We start from the raw sequence: 25,772 nt of genomic DNA, 5'->3' as shown, positions 1-25,772 counted from the left end.
TTCCCATGATGAACGATGGTCTACGCACAGCTCGGATTGGTGCCGCCCACGCTGTTCAGGCTTTCGCGCGGCAAGGTCGTCGAGAACGGCGGCAAGGTCACATTGAACGGCACGAACGGCACCATCGTATTGACGGTGACGTTGGTGACCGACACCGTTACTGCCGTGCACGACGAGGCGTCGCATCCCGACGGCGTGTACGCCACCGAGACATTGGCCGGGGTCAGGATCGGCAGCATCCGCTGCATGTCCCGGACGACCGGGTTGGTCGTGGCCTGGCTACTGTTGACATCGCAGACGACCGCCACGCGCGCGCCCAGCCTCGTCGCCTCCGCCGCCGTGTTGAAGTAGAAGAGCACGCGGCCCATTTCCATCACGCCGATCAGCAGCGTGAAGAAAACCGATGCGATCAGCGCGAACTCGAGCGCCGCTACGCCTTTTTGACGTCGTGCGGGCGGCCGACGATGGATTCGGAGTCGGTTCATAGCACCTGCCTCATCACACAGCTGATATCGCCGAAGATCAGACCGCCGAGATTGAAGAACCCGGTGATCTGCGCGTACTGATAGCCCGTCACCTTCACCTGCACGAGATTGATCGTCTCCGCAGCGGGGTTGGTCTGCACGTTCTTGAACTGTCCGCTGCAGCCGGCCGTATTGACCTGGTCGCACACCACCACCTGATCGACCGTCAGTCCCTGGACGAGCGGCGGTCCTGAACAATCCGGCGTGCCATAGGCGACCAGACACTTTGCCTGCGCCATCGGATAGTCGGTGGTATCGGTCGGGTCGTAGGCCGACAGCAGACGCGCGCCGTCGCGCACCGACTTGACGATGGTGTTGTACTCATAGAACGCGTGGCCGAACTCGGCGATGCCAAGCAGCAGCGTGATGAGCGGCATCGCCAGAAAGGCGAACTCGACGGCGACCGCGCCCTTCATCTTCCGGGGCGACCTTCTTTGCCTGCGCATGACGAACCTCCTATTGGACCAGTACGGGCACCATCGGCCCGATGCCCGCCGTCGTGCTTCCCGGAATGCCTTGCGTGGCGCAGACCGTCGTCGGGTCGCTCGCGTCGCCGCGATACTCCAGGTAGACGGTGCCGTTGAGCCCGCTCTTGCTCCCGCCTTTTTCCATCGGGTGAAGCATCAGGATGCATGCCCATGACAGGATCGGCGCCTGGTGCACAGGACTTTGCAATACCGAGCAGTCGACCACCGGCACCAGCGCCAGCCGCCGGTCGGCGCCACTCGCGTAGTAGGTGCTCGCCTGGGTCGTGCCCTGGACATCCAGGAGATTGTCTGGAGTCGAGGGGCCGCCCTGATAGGGCGTGTGGTTCGGCCGCTGGTTGTCACGGAAATCCGGGAAGACATTGCCGGTCGGAATCGAACCGTTGAGCTGAGTCACGGGCGAATAGGCGAAGCCGGTGAAATCGGATATTCCGGCGGGATCCGGCGGCGGATTGTATTGGCCATGGTAGATACCGAAACGGGTGTTCCACGCGTCGGCCATGCTCTGGATGTTGCCGGTCTGGCCGACATTGGTTCCTTTCGATGGCAGCGTGCACTGGCCCGAGCCCGTGAGAAGCGTCCTCATGTCGGGCACATTCTGACCGGGGTACGCAACCCACATGAAGCTGCCGTTCAGTTGGTTGGTGCTCGAATCGACCTTGCTGGACACCCACTGCCCAACGCTATACGGACTCGCGGCCGGCGGTTGGCAAATGGCGACCGGCAGCGCGCAGGTCGTCTGCGACTCCGTGGTCGACGCAACCGCCGTCGCGGCGACGGCCGACGTGCCCAGCGTGGCGTCGACCACCTGCATGAACCAGTTGGGGATGCGCGTGCGGCTCACCGTGCAGCGCACATATCCGATATCCGGCACATCCGCCGTCGTGAACTGGTCCTTGGTGAGGTAAGGCCCCGCGAACTGCTTGCTGAACGTGACGTTGCTGTCGGTTGCCAGCGCCACGCTCTCACCCTGCAGCAGCACGCGGTTGCTCGCCCCCACCGTCATGGCAGCCGCCTCGGGCGTCGCAAGCGATACCGCCTTGGTCAGATCGCGCGCGGCGGCCAGCGCACAGGCGTCGGCGGCGTTGGACAGCTCGCTCTTCGCGACATACAGCTTGCCCAGATCGAGCGCGAGGCCTGTGAAGGCAATCAGCAACGCAAGCGTGAGCGCGACGATGATCGCCACGACGCCGCGCGCGCCCCGGCGAGCGGCACCGTACGAACCCGAATGATTGACGCGACGCATGACGATCTCCTGTGCCTGTTCCGGTTACTGGCCGCCGACCGCGCTTCCGCTGCCTACGCCGATGACGAATGCATTCGATGGCGGCGTAGGCGAGCGGAAGGACTTGTCGTAGCTGTCCATGGCCGTGACGGCGGACGTGCCATCCATACTCGGCTTGTCGGGCGTGTGCCCGGCGTCCGGATCGATGATCTGCGCCTGGGTGACGGCCTTGAGTGCCTGGCCGACGTGCGCATCCCAGATCGGCGTGCTGGACAGGCATCCGTTCAGCGAGGCGCACGCGCACAAGACCAGGGCGGCACGGCGCACGAGATTGACGAGTTCGAGTTTCATGAGATTCCCCTGTGCATCACATCAATGGTCCAGCGCGTGGCCCGATGCGCTTGCGGCCGCCACTTCCTGCTGGCCTGTGCCCGCTGCGATCCGGCTCGCGGCGGCTTCGATACGCGCAATACGGACGGCTTCGTTATCGGCCGTCTGTGCCGATGGCGGCGCGGACGGCGACCTCTCCGGCGACGGCCCGGTCGGCCCCTGCGAACCAGCTTGCGGGGGCACCTCTGATACGACATGCACGTCGGGCTGCGGCACGGCCATCACCGTTGGCGCAACCGGCGCCTGAGGTGCGGGTACCTGAGGTGCGGGTACCTGAGGTGCGGGCGCCTGGGATACGGGTACCTGAGGCGCCGGAGCAGGCATCGGTGCAGGCGATTGCGCCGGCTGCGCGTTCGTCGGCGTACCGACGGGTGTCACGGTCTTGCTGCCGTGACGGCCTTCCATGTTGCCCGTCGCATACACGTCGGCATCGTTCGTCGGCGAGAAGCTGTCCGTCGGCAACGGATAATTCGCGGTCTGCATCGGCTTCACGAGGTGCGGCGTGATGATGAATACGAGCTCCGTCATGTCCCGCTGGAACGATGTGCTACGCAGCAATGCGCCGAGAACGGGCACTTCGCCAAGACCGGGAACGGCCTTCAGCGCGCCCGTAATGTTGTTGCTCAACAGGCCGCCGATCGCAAACGACTCGCCATCGTTCATCTGCACGACCGTCGATGCGCGGCGCGTGTTGATGAGCGGCAGGATGGAAACCGAGTTCGTGCCGGAGGACGCGACCGTCACGCCCGTGGGAGACAGTTCGGACACTTCAGGCGCCACCTTCAGGTTGATCCGCCCATTGGCCAGCACGGTCGGCGTGAACCTCAGCCCGACGCCGAACTCTTCCTCCTGCAGCGTGATGCTCGACACGCCGTTGCCGCTGCTCTGCGGAATCGGAATGAAGATCTTGCCGCCCGAAAGGAACGTCGCTTCCTGGCCGCTGATCGTCACGAGGTTCGGTTCGGCAAGAATCTTGATCAGGTTGTCGGTCTTCTGCGCATCGACGGCGAGAGCCAACGGGCGGTTGTTGGCCTTGCTGAAGGCAAACGCGCTCGACACGCCCTGGAGCAGGCTGCTCACCAGCGCCCCCGTCCACGAGCCGAAGCCGCCCTGAATATTCACGGCCGCGCCCAGCTGGTTGATCAGCGTCTTCGAGACCTCCGCCACCTTGACTTCGAGCATCACCTGCTGCGGCGCATCGACGACCATCATGTTGATCACCGTGGCCGATTTGCTGGTGCTCGTACTCTGCTGGCTCGTGCTTGTCGTCCCGTTACCCGAATTCGACGAGGCCGCCTGCTGCTGTTGCGTAGGCTGCGAGTCCGCGAAAGCCTGGGCCATCTGCATCACCTGTTGTGCAGCGGGCGCGCTCGACACGCTCCCGGCCAGCACCAGGTTGCCGGCTGCCGACGATACGCGGATGCCGCGCTCTTCCGGCATCACCTGCCGCAGCGCCTGCTGCAGCCCTTCGGCATCGACATTGACGCTCACATCGATCATGGTGCAGGCGCCGCTCTTGCCCTGCACGATCATGTTAGTGGTGCCGACCGTCATCCCGACGACGTAGAGCGTTTGCGGGGACACCAGCGCCGCCTGCGCGACGACCGGGTTGCCGAGCGTGCGATTGCGCGCGGGCTCGGGAAGCGGCACGAGAACCGATTTGCCGACCGGTACGGCAACGTTGGTTTCGGCGCGCATCTCCCCGGTGCAGCTCGGGCCGCGCAACGGAATGGGCCCGCTCATCGCCGCCGCGCCGGGCATCATCGCGACGGTCATCGGCGCCGCACCGCGCAAGGCCGGCGACGGCGGCTTCGGGCCGCGCTTCGCCGCCAGGATCGGGTTTTCGATCGCCTCCTGCGCCTCGCTGGTCTGAGCGGCCACGAGGCCGAAGCAAAGCGCCGCAACGAGCGCCGTACTGCCCAGTGAGCGGTGGCGCGTCCGGCGGCCGCCCGAGAACCCCTGTTTCGTCTTCATTTTTGATTCCCCCGTTACCCGATGTCTTTCGAACGCACCGTGCAGTCGTCCCGGCGCCCGATGCCGGACGCCCCGCTCACGGGCTGACCGCCTGCGCCTAGAAACACTCCACGCCGCCCAACACACCCGATAGAACACCTACGCAATCGCGCGGCGCAGCCCGACGTGCCACATAGCGCGTGCGTACCACCGGACGCGCGGCGGGCGCCGAGGCAGCCACCGGAGCCTCCGTACCAAGCAGCGTGAATTTCGTCGCGCCGGGCGTGGCAAGCTCGGCGGTGTCGACCTGGTTGCGAAGCACGAGCGACAGCGTCCCGACACTGCGCGCCAAATCGAGCTTCTCTGCCTGTTCGGGCGTGACTTCGAGCGTGACGGCGTTGACGACCTTCGGCTTGGTTTCGTCGCGCCCGACCTCCTGCGCGACGGCCAGCACCAGGATCTTCTCGAGCACGATCTTCGAGATGTTTTCGTCCTTCGAACCCTTGGCGCCTTTGTCCTGCTGCGTGCTGACGATGATGTCGACGTAGTTGCCCGGCAGCGCAAAGCCCGCCACGCCGATCACGTCGTTCACCCGCACGGTGATCGCCCGGTCGCCCTGCGCGATCACGGCCGAGAGGCCGCCTTGCGTACCGACGGGCGTCAGCTTGCCTTCGAGAATCGGCTCGCCGCGCAGCACGCTGTTTTTCATGACCCGCCCGTCGAGTTTCTGGACATCGTTGAAAGTGCCGGCCGGCACGCTGCCCGATGGCCAGTCGACCATCTTGATGAATTCCGGGCTCAGCCGCTGACCGAGATTGATGTCGATGTCCGCGACGGCAACCTTGGCCGTCATGCCGGACGACCGGTCGATCAGCCAGCGCGATGCCACCGCGACAGCACCCAGCCCGGCTATCGCGGCAACCAGCAACATCACTATGGCGCGTACGTTCTTCATGATGCGTCTCCTGATTCCTGACCTGTTTCCTGACTAGGGTTTCCGGCCGCTTAACCGGTCCATTAACCGGCCGCTGATTTTTTTGCGGCCCGCTCCGACGCGCCCTGCTGTTGCGGCGGCGGCGCCTCGTACTCGCCGACGACCGCGAAATAGCTGTTCCACGCACGCAGAAGGTTCGGCGCACTGGCGACGGGCGGCTCGTCCAGATACCTGGCGTTGGCCAGCACGATGCGCAGAAGATCGCCCGGATAACAGGCGAGCAGCGGACGCCCGGACGTCATGTGCAGGTGATGAACGAGGTATTCGAAGGCATCGGCGTCCGATGGGACACGCAGCTCTTCGCTGCGGCGCTCATAGACGGCCCTGTACTCGGCGACGTCGAGCGCGCCGACATACAGCTTGCAGCCGAGACGCCGGAAGAACGCTTCATCGCCGAGATCCGCGGGCGAGAAGTTGCTTGAGAACGCAACCCAGACATCGAACGGCAGCGAGAAGCGCAAGCCCGTATGCAAGGTGAGCATGTCGCGGCCGCGATCGAACGGCACGATCCAGCGGTTGAGCAGTTCAGCCGGCTCGACACGCTGACGTCCCAGGTCGTCGACCACGTAAAGACCGCCGTTGGCCTTCACGTGCGGCGGGGCCTGATAGAACCCGCTCGCGTCGTCATAGTGCAGCTCGAGCATATCGAGCGTGAGTTCGCCACCCGACAGCACCGTGGGCCGCCGGCAGACTTGCCAGCGCGCGTCGATGGGCGCCCCCTGCGCGCCATCCGGCGCAGCGACGTTAAAGGGTTCGTGGATCAGCGGGTCGAAAATCTGGATCACTTCGTTTTCGACGGCAATCGCATAGGGCACCGCGACGCGCCCCGGCAGCAGGTTGCCCAGTCGTTCGGCAAGCGAAGTTTTTCCGCTTCCCGGCGGGCCGAAGAAGATCACCGGCTTGCCGCTGTTGACCGCGCCGCCAATGTCGTCGAGCAGCGACGTCCTGACCGTCAGCCCAGCAAAGGCCGCGCGCACCTGCGTGCGTGTCACGTGCATCTGCCGCACGGATTGCCGCGCGAGGACGGCTTCATAACTCGCGAGCGACACCGGCGCCGGGCCGACGTAGCGGCACCGGCTCATGAAGTCGGCCGCGCGCTGACGCCCGCCTTCCGTCAATTGAAGTTCGACATCGAGGTCGCTCGCGCCGCGCCGGACAATTTCGAGAATCCGCTCCCGCACGCCGAACGACACGACACTGTCGAGCACGCTGGCGCAGAGCTTTAGCCGCTGCACGAGCTGGGAAAGTGTCACTTTGCCCATCACGAATGCGGACTTGGCAACGAGTTCGAGAAGGAAGTTCTGGTCGAGGCCGGTTTCCTCGATGGTGCGCGGTGCGCGGGCCAGCTTGCCCGCCGCGTCCCCGTCGCTACGTGCGCGGCTGGCGTCATGAAGGCGCGTCACGTCGGCCGATGCCTGCGGCACCGTGTGCTGTTGGTCTTTCACGTTGTACCCCCGATTGTCACCGCGCATCGCGCGAAGTGTTTTTGCTGCCTTTATTGCCCTTCGACGTGGCCTCTGCTTTTGCGTGAATCTTTTGCGCGAATCTTTTGCGCGACTGCTCCCGCCCATCAAACGATGCCTTGTCCGGCGCGCAGGATCATGATGCTCAACGTGCCCAGTGCAATGGCGACGCCATAAGGCAGCGACCCGACCGAAGGCAGTACGGCGCCGCTTTCTTTCCCGGACAGCCTGCTGCACTGACCGCCCTGCGAGAGCAGGATTGCCAGAATGTTGGTGCCTGCGGCCCTGGCGTTACCCCTAAAGACAACCACCGCCAGCGACCAGACACCGCCAATGACGCAGGTCGTCAGCGCGATTTCGAATGCCATCCCGGGTCCGACGAAAGCGCCCACGGCCGCCATCAGCTTCACGTCGCCCGCCCCCATGCCGCGCAACAGGTAGAGCGGAAAGAACAGGCCGCCTCCCGTGAGCAGGCCCAAGATCCAGCGCTGGCTGCCCTCACCCACGCCGTGCAGTCCCCACTGCACCGCGAACGCCACCGCCAGACCCGTGAGCACCAGAACATTCGGAATGCGACGCGCATGCAGATCCGTGCCTGCGGCTGCTCCGAGCAGCCCCAAGAGACATGCCCCGACAGGAAAAGCGAAAGCGTCCATGGCGTTCCCCGGTTGTGCTAATTAGTTCGACCCTCGATAGAAAGCGGGTCGCTTTGTTATCGCAGTCTTCTTTCGCTTCTTAAGGCATCTTGATGCCGCTGAACCAGTAACCGACATTGGTAAAAAAACCGGTTCAGCCTGGTCGTGGAGCTGCACAGGGCAAAGACCCGGCAGCTCCGCCTTGCCTGGTGCGCCGCCTAGTTCACGGTGACATTCTTCAGCTTGGTCCCAATGTTGTTGAACAACGTATTGAGGTTGCTACCGACAGCCGTAGCGCCCAGGATGATCGCCACTGCGATCAGCGCAGCCAGCAGGCCGTATTCGATTGCCGTCACGCCATCTTCTTCACGGGCAAAGGCACGAACCAGGTCGAGAGTCTTTTGCATTTTTAAGCTCCTTGAAAATGAAGTTTTGAACTCAAGTACTGAAACATGCCCGCTGCGGGACCGAGCATCGGTTAAAGGGCCTCGCACTGCACGGCCCGGATTAGCCTGGCTAAGAGGATCGGCACTGAGACGTATCGCCCCTGAGTGATGCGCCGCGTACCTTCCTTTCCCCTACGCCACCACTGCGGGAACGTCGATAACCGCCGAGGCCGTAATCGCTGCTCCCTGCCCTTCAGCACCGACTTCCATGACCGACAGGTCAGAGGCTGAAGTCTTTCGGCATCGAGGATTGATTCCCCGTCAGCAGTCCTGCGATGCCGGAAACCGTGACACGTCGCCTGATCACTGCGCAGGCTGCACGTCACCGTTGCGCGTGCTACTAAGCGACTAGCGTGCCAACACGCCTGGGAGGCTTGATGGGATTGATTTGTTTGGCGAAGTAAAGGATCCCGGCAATCGGGTCACACACAGAATGTTTCACTGCTGAACACGAGTCCATGAAGTCGCCAGAAAAGCCATGGAAGCGCTTCGGAACGGCTTGACGACAGGAAGAGCCCGGCGCGCGTCACGGAAGACGTTCGTTCGGGCGGCTAAAGCATTGAAATCAAACAGGGACGCTCCAGTCGTCAGGTATTTTGGCGACGCGAATATTTGGGTAAGCAAGCGCACGTATGCAGACGAAATCCCTGCATCGCACAAGAGAATCAGGGGCATTGTGTGAAGAAACACACAGACCGCATGTGACACGCGCGGGCCTTGCCAGCCGGCCGCTGCGGATTCTGTTTTGTTTCACCTCTGATACAGCCTCGCTGTCCAGAACGGTGAATCAGACACGCGATGCGGTCTTGTGCGGCAATACAACCGGAGCCGTCATCGAGCTTTCAGAAATAATTTTCCTTCAGGCCAACAAAGCGTTCGGGCGAGCCGAATCGCCCTGTCGACGGGCATTCCGGACGCACAAACGTTTGCTGTCGCGAACGTCTTGTACCGGTGCAAGACGGGGTTACCGTGAAGGGGAATTCGTCGGCCTACCAGGAGAAACGCGCATAACGTCGCTTACGAGCGTCTGAAAAAGCCGCCCGGAATAGCGCAGTCACATTTTGTTACGCAAATGATTCATCGGTTACATGCGCAGGCTTGCGCGGCGTTCGAATCGTTTGGCGTACAGGATTCCGGGTGACGTCCGCTCTGTGCGCTCGCACGCACAGAGCCACATTCATGGAGCCGTGGCACGTACATGATCCGGAAAGATGTGAGCGCACACATGGAATACGAAGACAATGCCCGCCCGAAGGTAGACAAGGTACAAGAAGCCGAATGACAGCACTGCTGCTTGACCATGCAACCAGCAGGAACGTGGGTGGACAGGTCCGGGGTGGGGTGAACCGGGACAGCAGGATGTTCTGCAGCGGCAACGCGATGCGCTCGATGACAATGCGGCGCACCTGGTGACGGTTTTGTTTCGCGACCGTTTGTTTCGCAAAACAAAAGGAAACAGAAAGCCGCCCGTCAGCCAGCATGCGGAATTGTTCAGAGTCCGCATACGGACATCAAGGCGACCGTATGCGCCAGTCGATGCGGTGCGCGGCCCGATGTGCGCCGAACCGCACCGGGCCGCTCACCGCATCGTCAAAACGGCAGCTTCGCGTCCGGCTTCTCGGCGAGAATCAGGCGCTTGAAATCCGCCTGGATACGCGCGAGCGCCGCATCGTTGTCGGCCTCGAAGCGCATCACGACCACCGGCGTCGTATTCGACGACCGCGCGAGCCCGAAGCCGTCCGGATACTCCACGCGCAAACCGTCGATCGTGATGACTTCGTCCGCGCCCGTGAACTGCGCGTTCTTTTGCAGCTTCGCGATCAGCGCGAAGTTCTCGCCCTCTTCGAGCTTGAGTTGCAGTTCAGGCGTGGCGTGCGAGTTCGGCAGGCTGTTGAGCAGCGTGCTCGGGTCCGTGACGCGCGAGAGCAGCTCAAGCAGGCGCGCGCCCGTATAGAGCCCGTCGTCGAAGCCGTACCAGCGGTCCTTGAAGAACACGTGGCCGCTCATCTCGCCCGCGAGCGGCGCGCCGGTCTCGCGCAGCTTCGCCTTCACGAGCGAATGGCCCGTCTTCCACATGAGCGGCACGCCGCCCTTGGCCTTCACCCACTTCGCGAGATTGCGCGTGCACTTCACGTCGTAAATGATCTCTTCGCCCGGATGGCGCGACAGCACGTCCTCGGCAAACAGCATCAGTTGACGGTCCGGATAGATGATCTGGCCGTCCTTCGTGACGACGCCCAGGCGGTCGCCGTCGCCGTCGAACGCGAAGCCGACCTCGGCGTCGGTTTCCTTGAGCGCGCGAATCACGTCCTGCAGGTTTTCAGGGTGCGCCGGATCCGGGTGGTGATTCGGGAACGTGCCGTCCACTTCGGTGAAGAGCTCGACCAACTCGCAGCCCATCGTCTTGAAGAGGCGCGGCGCGAGATTGCCGGCCACGCCATTGCCGGTGTCGACCACGATCTTCATCGGACGCGCAAGCTTCACATCGCCCACGATGCGCTCGACGTATTCGTCGGCGATGTCGTATTGCGTGTAGCTGCCCGCGCCCGTGTCGAAGCGGCCCGCAACGATGCGGTCGTAGAGTGCGGTGATCTGCGCGCCGTAGATCGCCTTGCCGCGCAACACCATCTTGAAGCCGTTGTAATCGGGCGGATTATGGCTGCCGGTCACGACGATGCACGAATCCACGCTGCGCTCGCCGCCCGCCAGCTTCAGCGGCACGCTGGCCGCGAAGTAGCCGACCGGCGTCGGCACCATGCCCACATCGACGACATCGACGCCCGCTTCGCGCAGGCCGTCGCCCAGCGCGCGGCTCAGTTCCGGCCCGGAGAGCCGGCCGTCACGCGCGATCACGACTGCATCGCCGCCCTGCGCACGCACTTCGCTGCCGAATGCCCGGCCAATGGCATGCGCCGTTTCGGCGTCGAGCGTCTTGCCGATCACGCCGCGAATGTCATAGGCCTTGAAAATCGATTGAGAAACCATGATGAGACTCACCGTCCATGAATGATCGTGCCAATAGGTAACACAGTTCGGCTGCATATTTGCGCAGCCCGTTACGAAAAGTGGAATCCGTTACAAACTATAATGGCCGTCTTTCGCCTGTGCCACCCGACAATTGGGCACCCATTTTAATGCCTGGCCCTTTCCTTCCGACAACAATATCGATAATGCCTGTTCCGCGTCGGCCCCGTATGGCGCATGAGCGCCCGGCCACCCCAGGCGCCGTGCGGCCATGCTGAGCCTGAAGCGCTACGCGAACCCCGACGTCGCCCGCGCATTCGCAAACATCATGTGGCTCGGCCTCGAACGGGTCACGCAGATCGCGGTCGCCATTGCGATCAGCGGCGTACTCGCGCGCTACTTTGGTCCCGATGTCTTCGGCAAGTGGCAATACGCCAACACGCTGCTGCTCGTGCTCGCGCCCATCACCTGGGTGTGCGGCGCGGAAATCCTCGTGCCGACCATCGTGACCCGGCCGCCGGAGCAACTGGGCACGGTGCTCGGCAGCGCATTTGCATTGCGCATCGGCGTGTCCGCCGCGGCGCTGCTCGCGACCTGGGCCGGCATCGCGATGGGGGCGGCCGATCCGCTCGTCGGCGCCATGCTCGCCGGCCTCGCGGTCACGATGTTGTTCCGCGAACCTTTCGTCGGCGTCGTCAACGCCTGGCTGCAAAGCATGACGTACAGCAAACCGCAGTTGCTGGCGAGCATGACGACGGCCATCGTCAAGGCGCTCTTCGTCTGGCTGCTCGCGCGCGCCGCATTCCGGCCCGCAAGCTTCGGCTGGCTGTGGGCGATCGAATCGGCGGCAATCGGCGCGGCCCTCGTGCTCTACTTCCGGCGCCGCCACGGCGGCAAGCTCGGCTGGCATTTCGACCGTACGCTTTTTCGCCACTTCGCCACGGCAGGCACCGTGTTCTGGCTCGGGCTCATCTGCATGTACCTGTTCCTGAAACTCGACCGACTGATGCTCGAACGCACGATCTCGTTCGCCGACCTCGGCCGCTATTCGGCCGCGCAGCAGTTGAACGAAAACTGGATCACGCTCGCGCTGATGCTCGCGCAAACCATCGCACCCGCGTTCGTGTACCGCGTGCAGCAGAGCGCGCAACTGCGCCGCAATCTGCTGCGGCTCTTCATCATGACGGCGGTGTTGATGGTGTCGGGCGCGCTCGTGCTCGATGCGCTCGCAGGCTTCATCATCGGCCGCGTGTTCGGCCCGGATTACGCGGAGGCAGCCGGCATTTTCCGCTGGGCCGTGTGGCTTTCCGTGCCCGCGGGAATCGAGGCGATCGGCAACCTCGTCGTGCTCAAATACCAGGCCAAATTCGTGCTGCTCGCCAAGTGGCTGCTCGCGCTCGCCGTGGCGTTCGCCGTGAACCTGATTGCCATTGATCGCCTCGGCGCATACGGGGCACTCGTGGGACTTGCGGCGGGCTATGTCGCCGCCGCGAGCGTGAACTTCTATTACATCCGCCTCAAGCTCGCTTCATGACGAACCCCATTGCAGGCGCCGCGCGTAACGGTGCGCTCGCCGACGTCGCCGTGCTGATGCCCGCCTATAACGGCCAGGCCGACGTCGAACGCTCGCTGGCTTCGTTCAGTGAGGACGCAACGATTTACGCGCTCGTCGTGGACGACGGCAGCACGCCGCCGATCGTCGCGCCCGACGTGCCGGGCATGTGCGTGGAAATCCTGCGCATGCCCAGGAACGGCGGTATCGAGCGCGCGCTCGAAGCAGGCATCGAAGCACTCGCCACACGGGGCTTTCGTTACGCCGCGCGCATCGACGCGGGCGATCTCGCGTTCGCGCACCGGCTTGCGAAGCAGCGCGCCTGCATGGAGGCATCGCCCTCGCTCGCCGCGCTCGGCATGTGGACGCAAGTCGTGAATCGCGCAGGCGAGCCGCTCTTCATGCTGAGGCCGGCAGCCGACCCCGCGCGCTTGCGGCGCGAGCGCCTGTTGCGCTCGCCCCTGGTTCATCCTTCGGTGATGCTGCGCGTGGACGCGGTCAAGGCCGTGGGCAACTATCGCGTGAAATATCCGGCAGCCGAGGATCTCGATCTGTTCCTGCGGCTGATGGAGCGCTACGAATGCGCGAACCTGCCGGAGCCTGGGCTCTATTACGAACTCAATGAAGGCGGTATCAGCGCGACGAAGCGGCGGCGACAAATCGTTTCCACGCTGCGTTTGCAATGGCGCTATTTGAACGTGCTGAACTGGCGCGACTGGGCGGGGCTCGCGAAGAGCTTGCTGCATTTTGTGACGCCGTACAGGACGTTGCAGCGCGTGAAACGCGTGCTGTACACGTGAAAATCAGGCATCGTGCAGGACCGACCGAAGGCCAGGATGCTCGACGAAAGGATTGGCCAGCGGAAAATCAATCCGGCAGCCGTATCTGGCGCACCCCTCCTCGCGGGTCATAGCGCATTCGAATCGATTCGAGATCGACAGGCAGGCACCGCGAGCGCGCGCGCCGCCGCGCAACCTCGACGAAACCGAGCCGCCGATACAACGCAGCCGCACGCGTGTTGCTCACGAGCACGTCGAGTACGATCTCGCGTTCATCCGGCTCGCCAGCCAGGCCGCGCATGCCCGTGCGCTGCGCGTCGCCGAAGAGTTCGCGGAAAACGCCCGTGCCGCGCATTGTCGGCGCGACGGCGCAGTGGGCAACCCGCGTCTGGCGGCGCTTCGGCTTCGGCAGTTCCTGTTCGAGCACGAGCCCGCGCAGCAGCATCGGGACCGTGCGCCGCAGCCCGAAATACCGCAGCAGTATCCACGCGATGTGCGGATCGTCCGCGAGAACGTCTCTGCCGTCATGCGCGGCAAGCACGCCGATGACCTTGCCGCTCGCGTCGAGTGCCACGCGATGCCGTCGCCAGGAAAATCGCCCGGCAGAAAGCGCGAACGCATCACGCAGAAACGCCACGCACGCATCGGACGATACCCCCAGAAAAAACCGGAATTCCCGCTCTCCGGACGCGTAGACGAGTGGTGCAGCAGCAGCCGCATCCGCCGCGCGCGCAGCACGAAAGGTCAGTGCAGCCGGTGCGGCCGACGCCTCGTGCGCCTCGTGCGATAGAGCGAGCAGCGCTGCAGATCCAGTCGCCACGATGTCGTCCCGCTATCTTTTCGCAATGCGCGCGAGCGTGTCGACTGCATGCGTGATCTGGTCCGGCTCGTGCGTCGAGCAGATGAAAAAACGCAGCCTGGCTGCCCGTTCTTCGACCGCCGGATAGAAAATCGGCTGCACGTTGATGCCTTCCTCGAACAATGCGTTAGCCCACCGTGCCGCCTTGAGCGAGCTGCGCGTGATGACGGGCACGACGGCGTAGCCCGCGCTGTTGCCCGTATCCAGACCGGCTGCGCGCGCTTCGCGCAGGAACTGCCGGCCGCGCGCCTGCAGCGTCGCGACCCGCCCGGGCTCGGCAAGCATGCGATCAAGCGCCGCGAGCGAGCCTGCCGCGAGTGCCGGTGCGAGACCGACGCTGTAGAGAAACCCGGGCGCAAGATGGCGCAGCATGTCGATCAGCGGCTGGCAGCCCGCGATAAAGCCTCCACAGCCCGCGAGCGTCTTGCTCATCGTGCCCATCCAGAGATCGACGTCGCCGCTCGCCACGCCGCTATGCTCGCGGATGCCCCTGCCCTCTGCACCGAGCACGCCGAGCGAGTGCGCCTCGTCGACCATCAGGAACACGCCGTGACGCTGCCGGATTTCGACGAACCGCACGAGATCGGGCAGATCGCCGTCCATGCTGTAGAGCCCTTCGATCACGACGAGCACGTTGCGGAATTCGTGGCGCACGCGCGCGAGCAGCGCATCGAGTTCGCACCAGTCGTTGTGAGCGAACGAGAGGCGTTTTGCGCCGCTCAACCGTGCGCCTTGCACGATGCTGTTGTGTGCGAGCACATCGTGGACGATCAGATCGCCTTGCCCGAACAGGGCGCCGATCACCGTGACGTTCGTCGCGTGGCCGCTCACGAATGCCACGCAGTCGTCGGTGCCATACAGCCGCGCGAGCGCCTGTTCGAGTTCCCGCTGCACCGCGCGTTCGCCCGCAACCATGCGGCTCGCGGACGCCGAGGTGCCGTAGCGGTCGATCGCGTCTTTTGCCTGGGCCGTCACGTACGGGTCGCCGGAAAGCCCGAGGTAGTTGTAGTTCGCGAAGTTGATGTACTCGCGCCCGCCGATACGGGTCGTGGCGCCTGCCGCGCCCTCGTGCACGCGAAAGAACGGCGACGACACGCGCAGCGCGTCGCCCATCTGGCGAATGAGGCTCACCTGCTGATACAGCGGCATTGCCTCGAAACGCGCGCGCGCGTCCCACGCACCGCCCGCCGCCGCGCCCGTTCGCGCCGCGGCCTTCACGGCAGCGCCTTCGCTGTGCACCTGCACCGCACCGGAGACGCGCTCAAGGTGGCGCTTGAGCGCCGCCGCCGCAAGCTGCTTGCGGATCTGCTCACCCATTCCCATAAAGTGCCGCTCCCTGATCGAAGGCTCGCGCGGTGCTACGCCGCGCATTCGGTCCACTCCCACGCATCGCGCTCGGCGAGCAGCGCGGCAAGCAGCCGGAAGTTCATTTCGTGGCTCGGGCGCTGCGCACTCACGCGGCCAAGCAGTGGCGCACCGGCGAGTGCGAGGTCGCCGACGAGATCCAGCACGCGATGACGCACGAACTCGTCGGGCAATCGCATGCCGCCCAGCACGCGATTGCCGACGATCGACGCGGTGCACGAAGGTCGCGCCCCGCGCAGGATCGGCATGCCGCGCACGTAGCCCGCGATGATTGCGGGCACCGCCCGTTTCACACGCCCATACGAGCGTGACGGCGCGATCTCGCTGGCGAAAACTTCGGGCGTGAGCGCGCCGCTCCACTGCATGTCGCCGAAGCCCTTGAGGTCGTTGCACACGCACATTTCGTAGCGTGCCGCTGGTTCGACGCGCATTTCGCGGCGCTGCGCGCCACTTCCGTCGACGACCACAACCGTCTTGAGCACGCGAATGAAGCACTTCGGTTGCGGCAACGCCTCGCGGCCGCAGGCACGTATCGCCTCGATCCAGGGCAACGCGCTGCCGTCCAGGATCGGCACTTCCTCGGCGTCGATTTCGACCACCGCATGGTCGATCTCGCAGGCCAGCAACGATGCGAGCAAGTGCTCAACCGTGCGCACGCCAAGCCCGTTCGCGGCGCGCAGCATCGTGCACAGCGGCTGCGCATGCCGCAGCGCAGGCTCCGCGCGCAGCCACACCACTTCACGCTTGTCCTGGATGCGGCGAAACACGATGCCCGGCGACGCCTCCGCCGCCGTTGCATCACGCACCGGCACGATGCGCACGTTCACGGCGCGGCCCGTATGCAGTCCGTGGCCGCGCATCGTCAGCTCGCGCGCGAGCGTACCCTGACTGGCTAGCCAGCCGGCCGGTACGCTCATTGCACCGCCTCCGTTTCGACGGTCCGGGTGGCATCCGGCGCGCCGGCGGCGCGCGCGGCCGGTTCGCCGTCGAGGGCGTGCTGGCTCGTCAGTTGCGCAATCGTGACGCCCCGCGCATCGACCTGAGACGCGCCATCGTCCGCGCCGTCCTCATTCGCTTCGACCGAATCCACCGAATCGGCCGAATCGGTCGAAGCGACCGCATGGACAATACGCGCCGCGAGCGAGCGGACCGTCGCACCCTGCCCAATCGCCATCACCGAGAGCTTGACCCGGAACCGTTCTTCGACGGCGAGCCCCAGTTCCATGCCCATGAGCGAGTCCATGCCCATGTCCTGCACGGCGCGTTCGACGTCGATGCGCTCGGGCGCGAGATGAAGAATGTGCGCGATCTGCGCGCGCAGTGTTTCTTCGACCAGCGCAAGCGCGTCGGCACGCGGCATCACGCGGATGCGTTCGCACACGTGCTGCGCACCCTCGTGCACGGGCTCCTGCACGCCGGACGTGCACATCGAGGCGTAACGGCGCGCGAGCGCTGCGGGCATGCCGCGCGAAAGCGCCTGCCAGTCGAGCCGCACGACGGCCTCACCCGCTGCGCCCGCAAGCAGCACGCGTTCCAGCGCAGCAAGCGCTTCGTCCGACGAGATCGACGCGCCGCCGATACGCGACTGCAACGCCTCACGCGTTTTTTCGTTGCGCGCGAGAAAACCAACGTCTTCGAGCGGCCCCCATGCCATGTACGTGCCGGGCAGTCCCGCTGCGCGGCGCGTTTCAACGAGCGCTTCGAGAAAACTGTTGGCGGCGACGTAGCTCGACTGCCCCGGGTTGCCGAGCGCGGTCGTCGCGGAAGAGTAGACAATAAAGAAGCGCAAATCGTGGCCCGCCGTGGCGCGATGCAGATTCCATGCGCCCGCAACCTTCGGCGCGAGCACCGCTTCGAAACGCGCGTCGTCGAGATTGCGCACGAGACCGTCGTCGATGTGCATGGCCGAATGCAGTACGCCCCTGAGCGGCGTGCCGCGCGCGGCGATCGAAGCAACGAGCGCCGTAACAGCCGCTGCATCGGTCGCGTCGCACGACACCACATCCACGCTTACTTGCGCTTCTTCGCGCCAGTGCGCGATCTCTTTGCGCGCCGCGTCGTTCAATACGCCGCTGCGGCTCGCGAGCGTCAGGTGGCGCGCGCCGCGCGCAACCATCCAGCGGGCACTCGCGAAGCCCAGGCCGCCCGTGCCGCCGATCACGAGATACGCACCATCGGCATCGAGCTGCAACGTCGCGCCGCGAATCTGCCCGCGAATCTGCCCGCGCGCCGGCGCGGGCGTGCCCGCCGGATAGCCGACGAGCACCTTGCCGATCTGCCGCGCCTGCTGCATGTAGCGGAATGCCTCCTCGACGCGCGCAGCCGGGAACAGGCGATACGGCAGCGGATGCAGCACACCTTCTTCGAAGCATTGCATGATGTCGCGGAACAGACGCGTCGTCAGTTCGGGCAGCGCGCCCATGAGCTGGTCGGCGTCGATGCCGAAATAGCTGATGTTGTTGCGGAAAGGCCGCAGGCCCAGGCGGCTGTTCTCGTAGAAATCACGCTTGCCCAGTTCGAGGAAACGGCCAAACGGGCGCAGCGTATCGATGCTGCGCACCATTGCTTCTCCCGCCAGCGAATTCAGCACGACGTCCACACCCGCGCCGCCCGTGGCCTCGCGAACCTGATCGGCAAACGCGAGGCTGCGCGAGTCGAACACGCGGTCCGCCCCGATGAGTCGCACGAATTCGCGCTTCTCGCGGCTGCCTGCCGTCGCGAACACTTCGGCGCCGAGATGGCGTGCAAGCTGGATCGCGGCGATGCCGACGCCGCCCGCACCGCCATGCACGAGCACACGCTCGCCGCGACGCAGGCGCGCCAGCTCGACGAGCGCATACCAGGCCGTGAAGAAGGTGGTCGGAATCGTCGCCGCTTCTTCGAACGTCATCGCCGCCGGCTTGTGCGTGAGCGCGCCCGCACGCGTTTGAACGCGCGTGGCGAACGACGCGGGCCCGAAGCCGAGCACGGCGTCTCCCGGCCTGAATGCGCGCACATCCGCACCAACGCGCGTAACGCGCCCGGACAGTTCCATGCCCACCGTCGCGCCCGCGAATCCCGTCTCGACCGCCTCGTCGGACAGGAGTCCCATCGCGTACATGACGTCGCGGAAGTTCAGGCCGGTGGCGACCGGCTCGATTTCGACCTCGTCGCCGTCGAGCGCGCGCTCGGGCTGCGCAAACCATTCGAGGTTACGCAGTGAACCCGGCGATTCGAAGGCCAGCGCTACCGCACGCGCGCTGCCGTCGCTCTGCGGCGTACTGCGGCGCAGCGCTTCGGCCGCATCGAGCATGCGCGGCACGAAGCGGCCATGCGCACCGAGCAGCACTTCCTCCTCCCCGTCCGCAGCAAGCAGTTCGTTCGCAAGCGTGGCGAATGCCTCTTCGCAGGCGCACGACACGTCGATCAGACGGCAGCCCAGTTCCGGATGCTCGTTCGCCAGCACGCGGCCGAGCCCCCAGAGCGTTGCCTGCTCCGGGCGACGCGCTGCTGCTGCGGCGGCTGCATTCGGCACAAGGCTCGCGAACGGTGCGCCATCCTGCGTGACGATGCTCAACTGCACCGGCACGCCCGCATCGCCGAGTTCGCGCACGAGCCGCGCGAGCGCGACGGAGGTCGCGCGCTGGGTACGCATGACGGCAGCGCCATCGGCATCGACGGGCAACGTGGCATCGGACGCCATGAACACGAGATGCAACGGCGCGTTAGCGGGCGCGATGCTGATCGGGTGCAGCGTCTGCGCCACTTCGGCTTGCGCGACGACAGCGACGTCCGCGCCGCGTTCGCGCAATACCGATGCCAGCCCCTCGACGCGCGCATCGGCTGCGGCACCGGCATGGACAACGAGCCACGGTGCGTTGGACGACGCGGACGACCGAGGCAGCACGGACGGCGCGGCGGCGATCGGCAGCGTGCCCGCAGCCTTGCGTGACGGTGCGCGCGCAACGATCAGGGCCGGCGTCCCCTCATACTCGACGCCCTGCTCCGCGAACGAGACGATGTCGGCAAAACCTGCTGCGTCCAGCATGCGCACAATCTGGGCGGCGGTCAGCGACGTAGCCGCCGTCACGCCGGACGGTCCGAACACGATGTCGGCGAAACGGCTGTGACGCGATTCCGTGACCACGACGAAGGCACCCGGCGCGAGCCAGCCGCGCAGCGCGGTCAGCATCGCGAGCGGATCGCGCGGCCCCGCCAGCAGCCGGTTCACGATCACGATGTCGTAGGGTGCGTCATCTTCGGCGGTAAGCGTGAGGTGCTCGCCCGTGACAAGCGTGACGAGGCGAGCCGCGCAGGTGCCTTCGGCTGCCAGCGCCGCCTGCTGCGGCACGGTGCACGCGATTGCATAGTCGCAGCGCGCGGCGGGTAGCGCGAGCGCCAGCGGACTCGGCACCTCCGCGTCCGGATCGCCGATCTCAAGCACGCGCAGACGGCGCGGTGCCTGCCATGCCGCCACCGCGTGCGCCGTAAAGGCGCCGATCAGCGCACGCACATGCGACCACGTCGGCGAGGCTTCAAAGAAGTGTTCGACGAGACTGTTGCCCGTCGCGGACATCGTCTGCTCCGGCTTCAGTTCGCCCTTGAGCAGCGCAGGCAGCAACGCGCCGCAGTGCGCGAGCAAGGTCAGTTCGGCAACGTGTGCAGGCGACTGTTCGAGCAGACTGCGCCACAGCTCGTCAACGTGCGGCAACGCTTCGCAGGCTTTGGCATCGCGCATGAGACGGCCGCCGTCGAAATGTGCAAGGCCATCCTCGACGAGCATCGCCGCAAGACGCGCCGCGAGGTCCGCGAACGGGCCGCCGGGTAGCTCCGTGGCGTCGAACGCGCCGCTCGCTTCGAGCGCACGCAGCGCGTAACCGCTTGCGAGCACATCGATAAGCGGCAGCACTTCGGTCAGATGCATCGCACGGCGTGCGTGCTCGTCACGCATGGCGAGCGTGCTCACTGCATCGTCGAGCAGCGTGGCCGACGTGGGCAGCGACGACGCATCGAAACCGCCTGCAAGCGGACGCGCTTCGAGACGAAACGCATAGCGGCCCGGCTCGGCGTGGCGGCGCGCCTGCAGATCGACGCGGCGGAAACGGCACTCGCCCAGGCGGGCGACGACACGCCCTTCGCTATCGAGGAAATCGAACGACGCCACGACGGAATGTGGACTGCGCCGCTCAATCGTCGCAAGCACGCGCTCGACGGTATCGCCGCGCAGATACTCGACCCGGACGATCTGCACCGGCACATACGCAGCGCGGCTGGCAGCGGCGCCCTCGTCGGCGAGCAGCGCGAACAGCGGATGAAAACCCGCATCCATCAACGCAGGATGCAGCAGATACGGCGCCGCCACCGGCCTGTCGAGCGCGGCGAGCGCCATGCCATTAGCTGTGCCATCAGCCATGTCATTCGCCACGCGCACTTCGCGCACGAGCCGGAACGCAGGGCCATACGAGAGTCCGATCCGCTCCGTGTTCGCGTAGAGCGTGTGCGCGTCGAGCGCGGGCCGGGTCGCGAACGCATCGAGCACCGCTGCGGGCAGTGCGTCGCGCGAAGCAAGCGTCGTGCCGCTCGCGAGCAGGCGGCCGACCACGTTGGTCGCCCAGGCGTCCTCGCTCATGCGCTCGCGGGTCTCGATCGTGAACGCGGCCGTGCGGGCATCGATCGTCAGTCGGAACAGTTTTGCGTGCTGCGGCTGGAACACGACTGGCTGACGAATTTCGACATTTTCGAGCGCGCACGACGGCGTGCCGAAGAACGCGCGCGCGGCGGCGAGCGCCATCTCCACAAAACCCGCGCCGGGAAATGTCACGCCGCCGTCGACGACATGATCGGCAAGGAACGGCACGCGCACCGGATCGATCTGGTTTTCCCATGCGAACGCGTGTTCGCGCAGACGGTAGCCAAGGAGCGGATGCTCGCGGCGGCGGTCGGCGAGGCCATAACCTTCGGCAGTCGGCGTGACCCAGTAGTGCTCGTGCTGCCACGGATAGCGCGGCCACGAAACTTCCGTGCAAGCCGGCCGATACGCGACGAGGCGCTCGCGGTCAACTTGAGCGCCGTGTGCCACCGCGGACAGGATCGCGCGATGCAGCGTGAGCGCGCTGTCGTGATGGCGCTTGAGCGTGGCGAGCGTGACGCCTTGCACCTTCAGCGCATCGAGCGACTGCTTCACGTAGGTGCGCAGAATCGTGTGCGGACCGACTTCGACGAACAGCCGCACGCCCTCGTTTACGAGCCGCGCAATCGCCTCGCCAAAACGCACCGGCTCGCGGATGTTGCGCCACCAGTAGTCGGCATCGAGCGCCGTGCCGTCGAGCGGCGCGCCCGTCACGGTCGAGACGAAACGGCACTCGCCCGCACGCGGCGCGATGTCCGCGAGGCGCTCGTACACCGTCTTCTCGATCGCGTCCATGTGACGGCTGTGGAACGCGTAATCGAGATCCAGTAGCTGGAAGAACTGTCCGCTCGCAGCCAGCGCCTCCTGAATCACCAGCAGGCCCGCGAGCGATCCCGCCAGTGTCACCGCCTGCGGGCTGTTGATGCCGGCCACCTCGATATCGTCCGCGAAACCAAGGCGCTCGATCAGCTCGCATGCCTGCGCCTCGCCGATACCGGCGGCCGCCATGCGGCCAGTGCCGCGCGTCGTCGCCTGCGCACGGCTGCGGGTCTTCACGACCCGCACGGCGTCCTGCAGCGTGAGCGCGCCAGCGGCCCACGCCGCGGCAACCTCGCCGACGCTGTGACCAACGCTCGCGCAGAACGCCACGCCGCGCGCCTCGATCGCCCGCACGATGCCCACCTGGATCGCGAAGAGCAACGGTTGCGCGTGCTCGGTTGCGGCAATCATCTCGTCCTCGACGCCCGCCGAGAGCACCGCCGTCAGCGATGGGCTGCCGTCGGCGCACCAGAGCGCGTCGACTTCCGCAACAGCCGCGCCAAACGTCGCATCTTGCGCGAGCAGTTGCTGGCCCATGCCCGCCCACTGCGCACCATTGCCAGAAAACACGAGCGCGACGCGCGCGTCGTCCTCGAGCACCTCGGCACGCACGACGGCCGCGCACGCATCGTCGCTATCGGCTGAAGCGAGCGCGGCGAGCGCGGCCCAGGCTTCATCGAGACTCGACGGCGCGACGATCGCACGCTGATCGAGCCACTGGCGGCGATGCGCGGTCGCGCTCGCGAGCACGTCCCACTGCACGCCTGCATCGAGTTGTTCCGAGTAGCGCGCGGCCAATGCGGCAAGCGCCGGCTTCGAGCGCGCGGACAGCACGAGCGGCGCAAGACCGGGTGAAGCCGACGCAGGCACCGCAGCACCGCGTTCGACGGCAGGCGCCTGCGTGAGCACGACGTGCGCGTTCGTGCCGCCGAAACCGAATGAATTGACGCCCGCGATGAGCGCATGGCCGTCCTCGCCGATGGGCGTAAAGCGGTCGACGACGCGAAGGCCGCCCGCCTCGAAATCGATATTCGGATTGGGCGCATTGAAATGCAGCGTGCGCGGCACGGCGCGATGCTTCAGGCACAGGATCGCCTTGAAAAGCCCGGCCATGCCCGCCGCAGTTTCCAGGTGGCCGATGTTGGTCTTGACCGAGCCGATCAGGAGCGGCTTGCTGGCAGGACGGCCTGCACCCGCGACCTCGATCAACGCGCGCGCCTCGATCGGATCGCCGACTGCCGTCCCCGTGCCGTGCGCCTCCACGTAATCGACCGCGTGCGGATCGATGCCTGCGCACGCATAAACCTTGCGCAGCAGCGCGGCCTGCGTCGCCGCGCCCGGCACGCTGATGCCGCCCGGCGAAAAACCATCCGAATTGACGCCGGTTCCGGCGATGACCGCATGAATCGCGTCACCGTCCGCGAGCGCGCGTTCGAGCGTCTTCAACACGACGACTGCGCCGCCTTCGGCGCGCACGTAACCGTCGCCCGTCGCGTCGAATGCGCGGCAACGACCGCGCGGCGAAAGCATCGACGCCTTCGAAAAGCCCACGAAACCGAACGGATGCAAGAGCAGGTTCACGCCGCCCGCAAGCGCCATATCGACATCGCCCGACTGCAGCGCGCTCACGGCCTGATGAAGCGCGACGAGCGACGACGAACACGCCGTATCGATCGTCATGCTCGGGCCGCGCAGATCGAACAGATACGAAATGCGGTTCGACGCGATGCTCAGTGTATTGCCGGTCGCGGAGTACGGATCGACCGAATTGAGATCGTCCATGCTGCGGTTGGCGTAGTCGGTACTGGCGGCGCCGACGTAGACCGCGCAATTGCAGCCGCGCATGTCCTGCGCACGCACGCCGGCATCTTCGAACGCCTCCCAGGTCAGTTCGAGCAGAAGGCGCTGCTGGGGATCCATCTGCGTCGCCTCGCGCGGCGAGATGCCGAAGAACGCGGCATCAAAACCGGCGACATCGTCGAGCACGCCCGCAGCGAACGTATAGCTCTTGCCGGGCTCGCGCTTCGACGGATGTTGATGGAACTCTGTGCCGAAGCGCTCCGCTGGAATCTGTGTGACGGCGTCTTTTTCGCCTTCCAGCAGTTTCCAGAACGCCTCCGGCCCGTGTACGCTCCCCGGAAACCGGCACGACATGCCGACGATTGCGATCTTGCTGTTATTCATGGGCGCTGTATCTTCTCCACCGTGCTAACCGATGCGTTGCACTGGCCCGCTTTCTCCATGGCGTGGAGCAGCGCGGTGCCAAGATCCTCGACGGCTCTGTCTTGCATCCTGGCGGGTCGGCCTCCAGAGTTTCGCCAGATGAAGTAGTTGCTATGGGCCGGTATGTTGCCGAACCGTTCGAATACGTGGGATAACGCCGGGACGTGATCGCCGTAAAAGCACAGGATCGTGTCGCGACGGCGTTCGCGCAGATGCGCGATGAGGTGGCCGATCATCGCATCGGCGTTCGCAACATGGCGCAGATAGGCGGTGAGATCGCACCACACCGGATCCTCGCCGAGCTTGTGGTAGTGCCCGGCCTCCCCCGCTTCGACTGATTCCAGATGGAGCGGCCCGTGATTTTCCATCGTTATCGCGAAGATGAACGCGGGCTGCGAACGGTTTTCGTCGAGCAGCGCGACGATACGGTCGAGCACCGCCGCATCGGAAACATATGGGCCGGCTCGCGGCGCACATTCGAAAGCGCGAATGTCGAGAAAGCGGTCGAACTGGAGCAGCGGGAAAACGCGGTCGCGTCCAAAAAAATCCGCGAAAAACGGGTGAATCGCCACCGTGCGATAACCGGCGTGTCGAAACCAGCCCGCAAGCGATGCGCAGGTGCGGCGCACAAATGCGTAGGGATAAAAGCGCGCGTAGCCAAGCTGCGACGACGCCAGACCCGTGAGCAACGCAAACTCCGAGCGCATCGTGTTGGCGCCCCATGCAGGAACGCCCAGTCGGCCGTGTTCGAGCGATTCGCGGCGGGCCTGGTCGAAGTGCTTCAGGAGAGAGGGATCTATTGCGCTCGATAGCTTGCGCGGGTCGAAGAACGACTCGCTCTGAATCACGATCACGTCGGGATGGGTTGATGGCGCCTTCGCCTCGGCAAACGGACCGGCAGCGACCGTACGCGCGAAAGCCCGAAAAGTGGCCGGACGCATGCCGTTCAGCAGGTAGGCCGCGAAAACCGGGAAGAAGCCATGGTGGCGCTGGTCTTCATGCGGGTCGAGGCTGAGTCGCAGGCGCGCCGCGAACAGGTAGCCGAGCGCGAGGCATGCAGCGGCCCCTGCGGCGCCGACGACGGCGGCGGATGCGGGCAGCGTCGTATCGAGGAAGAAAACGGCGACGAAAACCGCGCTGCCGACTGCGATGGGCCCGATCGTCGCAGGGCTCAGGAACGGCAGGTAAAGGCGCGGACGCGTGAACAGCTGGCTGAAGAGGCTCAGGTCCGTAAAGACAAAAGGCTCGCGTAAAGATGCGTACTTTGCGTTACTGACTGCGCTGATGAGCAGGATCAGTGCGAGCGCAACGAACACCGCGAAATATGGACGGCGCGTAATTGCGAGCGTCAGGCAGATGAGGAACAGCACGCTCACTGCGTGGAGTGCCAGCGCGACGGGGCGGCGACGCAGGCGCGCGCGCGGAATGACAAAGGTGTCCGCGCCGAGTGACAGCGCGATGGCGGCGACGAACGCGATCGGTATTGAC

At 65.3% G+C, this 25,772-nt stretch carries 17 protein-coding genes; 2 read left to right on the top strand and 15 right to left on the bottom strand.

Features of this window, described 5'->3' with window-relative positions; all coding sequences use genetic code 11:
* Positions 1–20 precede the first annotated feature (20 nt).
* The 10 genes from EPN59_RS03265 to EPN59_RS03220 form a co-directional block, all read right to left on the bottom strand.
* Positions 21–485 carry a TadE family protein gene (locus tag EPN59_RS03265; RefSeq protein ID WP_293034132.1) on the bottom strand — a complete coding sequence of 155 codons (465 nt, stop codon included), beginning with the start codon at positions 483–485 and terminating at the stop codon, positions 21–23.
* Positions 482–970 (bottom strand): TadE/TadG family type IV pilus assembly protein, encoded by a 489-nt coding sequence (locus EPN59_RS03260; protein ID WP_293034133.1) that lies wholly within the window; start codon positions 968–970, stop codon positions 482–484. The genes EPN59_RS03265 and EPN59_RS03260 overlap by 4 nt, the downstream gene beginning before the upstream one ends.
* Before the next feature lie 10 nt (positions 971–980).
* Positions 981–2,255, bottom strand: a complete 1,275-nt coding sequence (locus EPN59_RS03255; protein WP_293034134.1) for a pilus assembly protein TadG-related protein — start codon at positions 2,253–2,255, stop codon at positions 981–983.
* Positions 2,256–2,279: 24 nt separating this feature from the next.
* On the bottom strand, positions 2,280–2,585 hold the full coding sequence (locus EPN59_RS03250) for a hypothetical protein (RefSeq protein ID WP_293034135.1): 306 nt from the start codon (positions 2,583–2,585) through the stop codon (positions 2,280–2,282).
* A 21-nt stretch (positions 2,586–2,606) separates the two neighbouring features.
* Positions 2,607–4,598: a type II and III secretion system protein family protein gene (locus tag EPN59_RS03245; RefSeq protein ID WP_293034136.1), complete on the bottom strand. Its 1,992-nt coding sequence runs from the start codon at positions 4,596–4,598 to the stop codon at positions 2,607–2,609.
* A gap of 97 nt (positions 4,599–4,695) precedes the next feature.
* Entirely contained in the window at positions 4,696–5,532 is an 837-nt protein-coding gene (cpaB, locus tag EPN59_RS03240; protein ID WP_293034137.1) for a Flp pilus assembly protein CpaB, read from the bottom strand.
* Between the two features lie 62 nt (positions 5,533–5,594).
* A complete protein-coding gene (locus EPN59_RS03235) occupies positions 5,595–7,016 on the bottom strand; it encodes an ATP-binding protein (RefSeq protein WP_293034138.1) in 1,422 nt (473 codons plus the stop codon).
* Positions 7,017–7,141: 125 nt separating this feature from the next.
* Positions 7,142–7,690 (bottom strand): prepilin peptidase, encoded by a 549-nt coding sequence (locus EPN59_RS03230; RefSeq protein WP_293034139.1) that lies wholly within the window; start codon positions 7,688–7,690, stop codon positions 7,142–7,144.
* Between the two features lie 197 nt (positions 7,691–7,887).
* The gene (locus EPN59_RS03225; RefSeq protein ID WP_293034140.1) at positions 7,888–8,076 is read right to left on the bottom strand and encodes a Flp family type IVb pilin; all 189 of its coding nucleotides are present in this window, start codon (positions 8,074–8,076) and stop codon (positions 7,888–7,890) included.
* Between the two features lie 1,629 nt (positions 8,077–9,705).
* On the bottom strand, positions 9,706–11,100 hold the full coding sequence (locus EPN59_RS03220; protein WP_293034141.1) for a phosphomannomutase/phosphoglucomutase: 1,395 nt from the start codon (positions 11,098–11,100) through the stop codon (positions 9,706–9,708).
* 250 nt (positions 11,101–11,350) lie between these two features.
* On the opposite strand from EPN59_RS03220, the gene EPN59_RS03215 reads away from it, so the two are divergent.
* Complete coding sequence (locus EPN59_RS03215) at positions 11,351–12,613, top strand: oligosaccharide flippase family protein (protein WP_293034142.1); 1,263 nt, start codon at positions 11,351–11,353, stop codon at positions 12,611–12,613.
* Positions 12,610–13,431 (top strand): glycosyltransferase, encoded by an 822-nt coding sequence (locus tag EPN59_RS03210; protein WP_293034143.1) that lies wholly within the window; start codon positions 12,610–12,612, stop codon positions 13,429–13,431. The genes EPN59_RS03215 and EPN59_RS03210 overlap by 4 nt, the downstream gene beginning before the upstream one ends.
* Positions 13,432–13,498: 67 nt before the next feature.
* Here the strand turns inward: EPN59_RS03210 and EPN59_RS03205 are convergent, their stop codons facing one another.
* The 5 genes from EPN59_RS03205 to EPN59_RS03185 are packed head-to-tail and all read right to left on the bottom strand — an operon-like array spanning position 13,499 to position 25,768.
* Positions 13,499–14,209, bottom strand: coding sequence for a GNAT family N-acetyltransferase (locus EPN59_RS03205; RefSeq protein WP_293034148.1), 711 nt, complete (start codon positions 14,207–14,209; stop codon positions 13,499–13,501).
* Between the two features lie 33 nt (positions 14,210–14,242).
* Complete coding sequence (locus EPN59_RS03200; protein WP_293034144.1) at positions 14,243–15,592, bottom strand: aminotransferase class I/II-fold pyridoxal phosphate-dependent enzyme; 1,350 nt, start codon at positions 15,590–15,592, stop codon at positions 14,243–14,245.
* A 35-nt stretch (positions 15,593–15,627) separates the two neighbouring features.
* Positions 15,628–16,551: a UDP-3-O-acyl N-acetylglycosamine deacetylase gene (locus EPN59_RS03195; protein WP_293034145.1), complete on the bottom strand. Its 924-nt coding sequence runs from the start codon at positions 16,549–16,551 to the stop codon at positions 15,628–15,630.
* Positions 16,548–24,245, bottom strand: coding sequence for a type I polyketide synthase (locus EPN59_RS03190; RefSeq protein WP_293045542.1), 7,698 nt, complete (start codon positions 24,243–24,245; stop codon positions 16,548–16,550). The genes EPN59_RS03195 and EPN59_RS03190 overlap by 4 nt, the downstream gene beginning before the upstream one ends.
* On the bottom strand, positions 24,242–25,768 hold the full coding sequence (locus tag EPN59_RS03185; RefSeq protein WP_293036835.1) for an LTA synthase family protein: 1,527 nt from the start codon (positions 25,766–25,768) through the stop codon (positions 24,242–24,244). The genes EPN59_RS03190 and EPN59_RS03185 overlap by 4 nt, the downstream gene beginning before the upstream one ends.
* Positions 25,769–25,772: the final 4 nt, after the last annotated feature.

It is taken from the genome of Paraburkholderia sp., assembly GCF_004298475.1.
GTDB classification, from domain to species: domain Bacteria; phylum Pseudomonadota; class Gammaproteobacteria; order Burkholderiales; family Burkholderiaceae; genus Paraburkholderia; species Paraburkholderia denitrificans.
Note: the sequence above shows the minus strand (reverse complement) of the source record. Positions and strands in the feature narration are given on the sequence as shown.

Coding starts and splice junctions, on each gene's coding strand:
- EPN59_RS03250 (WP_293034135.1), bottom strand. CDS start 2,585: ATGAAACTCGAACTCGTCAATCTCGTGCGCCGTGCCGCCCTGGTCTTG.
- EPN59_RS03245 (WP_293034136.1), bottom strand. CDS start 4,598: ATGAAGACGAAACAGGGGTTCTCGGGCGGCCGCCGGACGCGCCACCGC.
- EPN59_RS03200 (WP_293034144.1), bottom strand. CDS start 15,592: ATGGGAATGGGTGAGCAGATCCGCAAGCAGCTTGCGGCGGCGGCGCTC.
- EPN59_RS03265 (WP_293034132.1), bottom strand. CDS start 485: ATGAACCGACTCCGAATCCATCGTCGGCCGCCCGCACGACGTCAAAAA.
- EPN59_RS03260 (WP_293034133.1), bottom strand. CDS start 970: ATGCGCAGGCAAAGAAGGTCGCCCCGGAAGATGAAGGGCGCGGTCGCC.
- cpaB (WP_293034137.1), bottom strand. CDS start 5,532: ATGAAGAACGTACGCGCCATAGTGATGTTGCTGGTTGCCGCGATAGCC.
- EPN59_RS03220 (WP_293034141.1), bottom strand. CDS start 11,100: ATGGTTTCTCAATCGATTTTCAAGGCCTATGACATTCGCGGCGTGATC.
- EPN59_RS03225 (WP_293034140.1), bottom strand. CDS start 8,076: ATGCAAAAGACTCTCGACCTGGTTCGTGCCTTTGCCCGTGAAGAAGAT.
- EPN59_RS03215 (WP_293034142.1), top strand. CDS start 11,351: ATGCTGAGCCTGAAGCGCTACGCGAACCCCGACGTCGCCCGCGCATTC.
- EPN59_RS03195 (WP_293034145.1), bottom strand. CDS start 16,551: ATGAGCGTACCGGCCGGCTGGCTAGCCAGTCAGGGTACGCTCGCGCGC.
- EPN59_RS03190 (WP_293045542.1), bottom strand. CDS start 24,245: ATGAATAACAGCAAGATCGCAATCGTCGGCATGTCGTGCCGGTTTCCG.
- EPN59_RS03255 (WP_293034134.1), bottom strand. CDS start 2,255: ATGCGTCGCGTCAATCATTCGGGTTCGTACGGTGCCGCTCGCCGGGGC.
- EPN59_RS03210 (WP_293034143.1), top strand. CDS start 12,610: ATGACGAACCCCATTGCAGGCGCCGCGCGTAACGGTGCGCTCGCCGAC.
- EPN59_RS03230 (WP_293034139.1), bottom strand. CDS start 7,690: ATGGACGCTTTCGCTTTTCCTGTCGGGGCATGTCTCTTGGGGCTGCTC.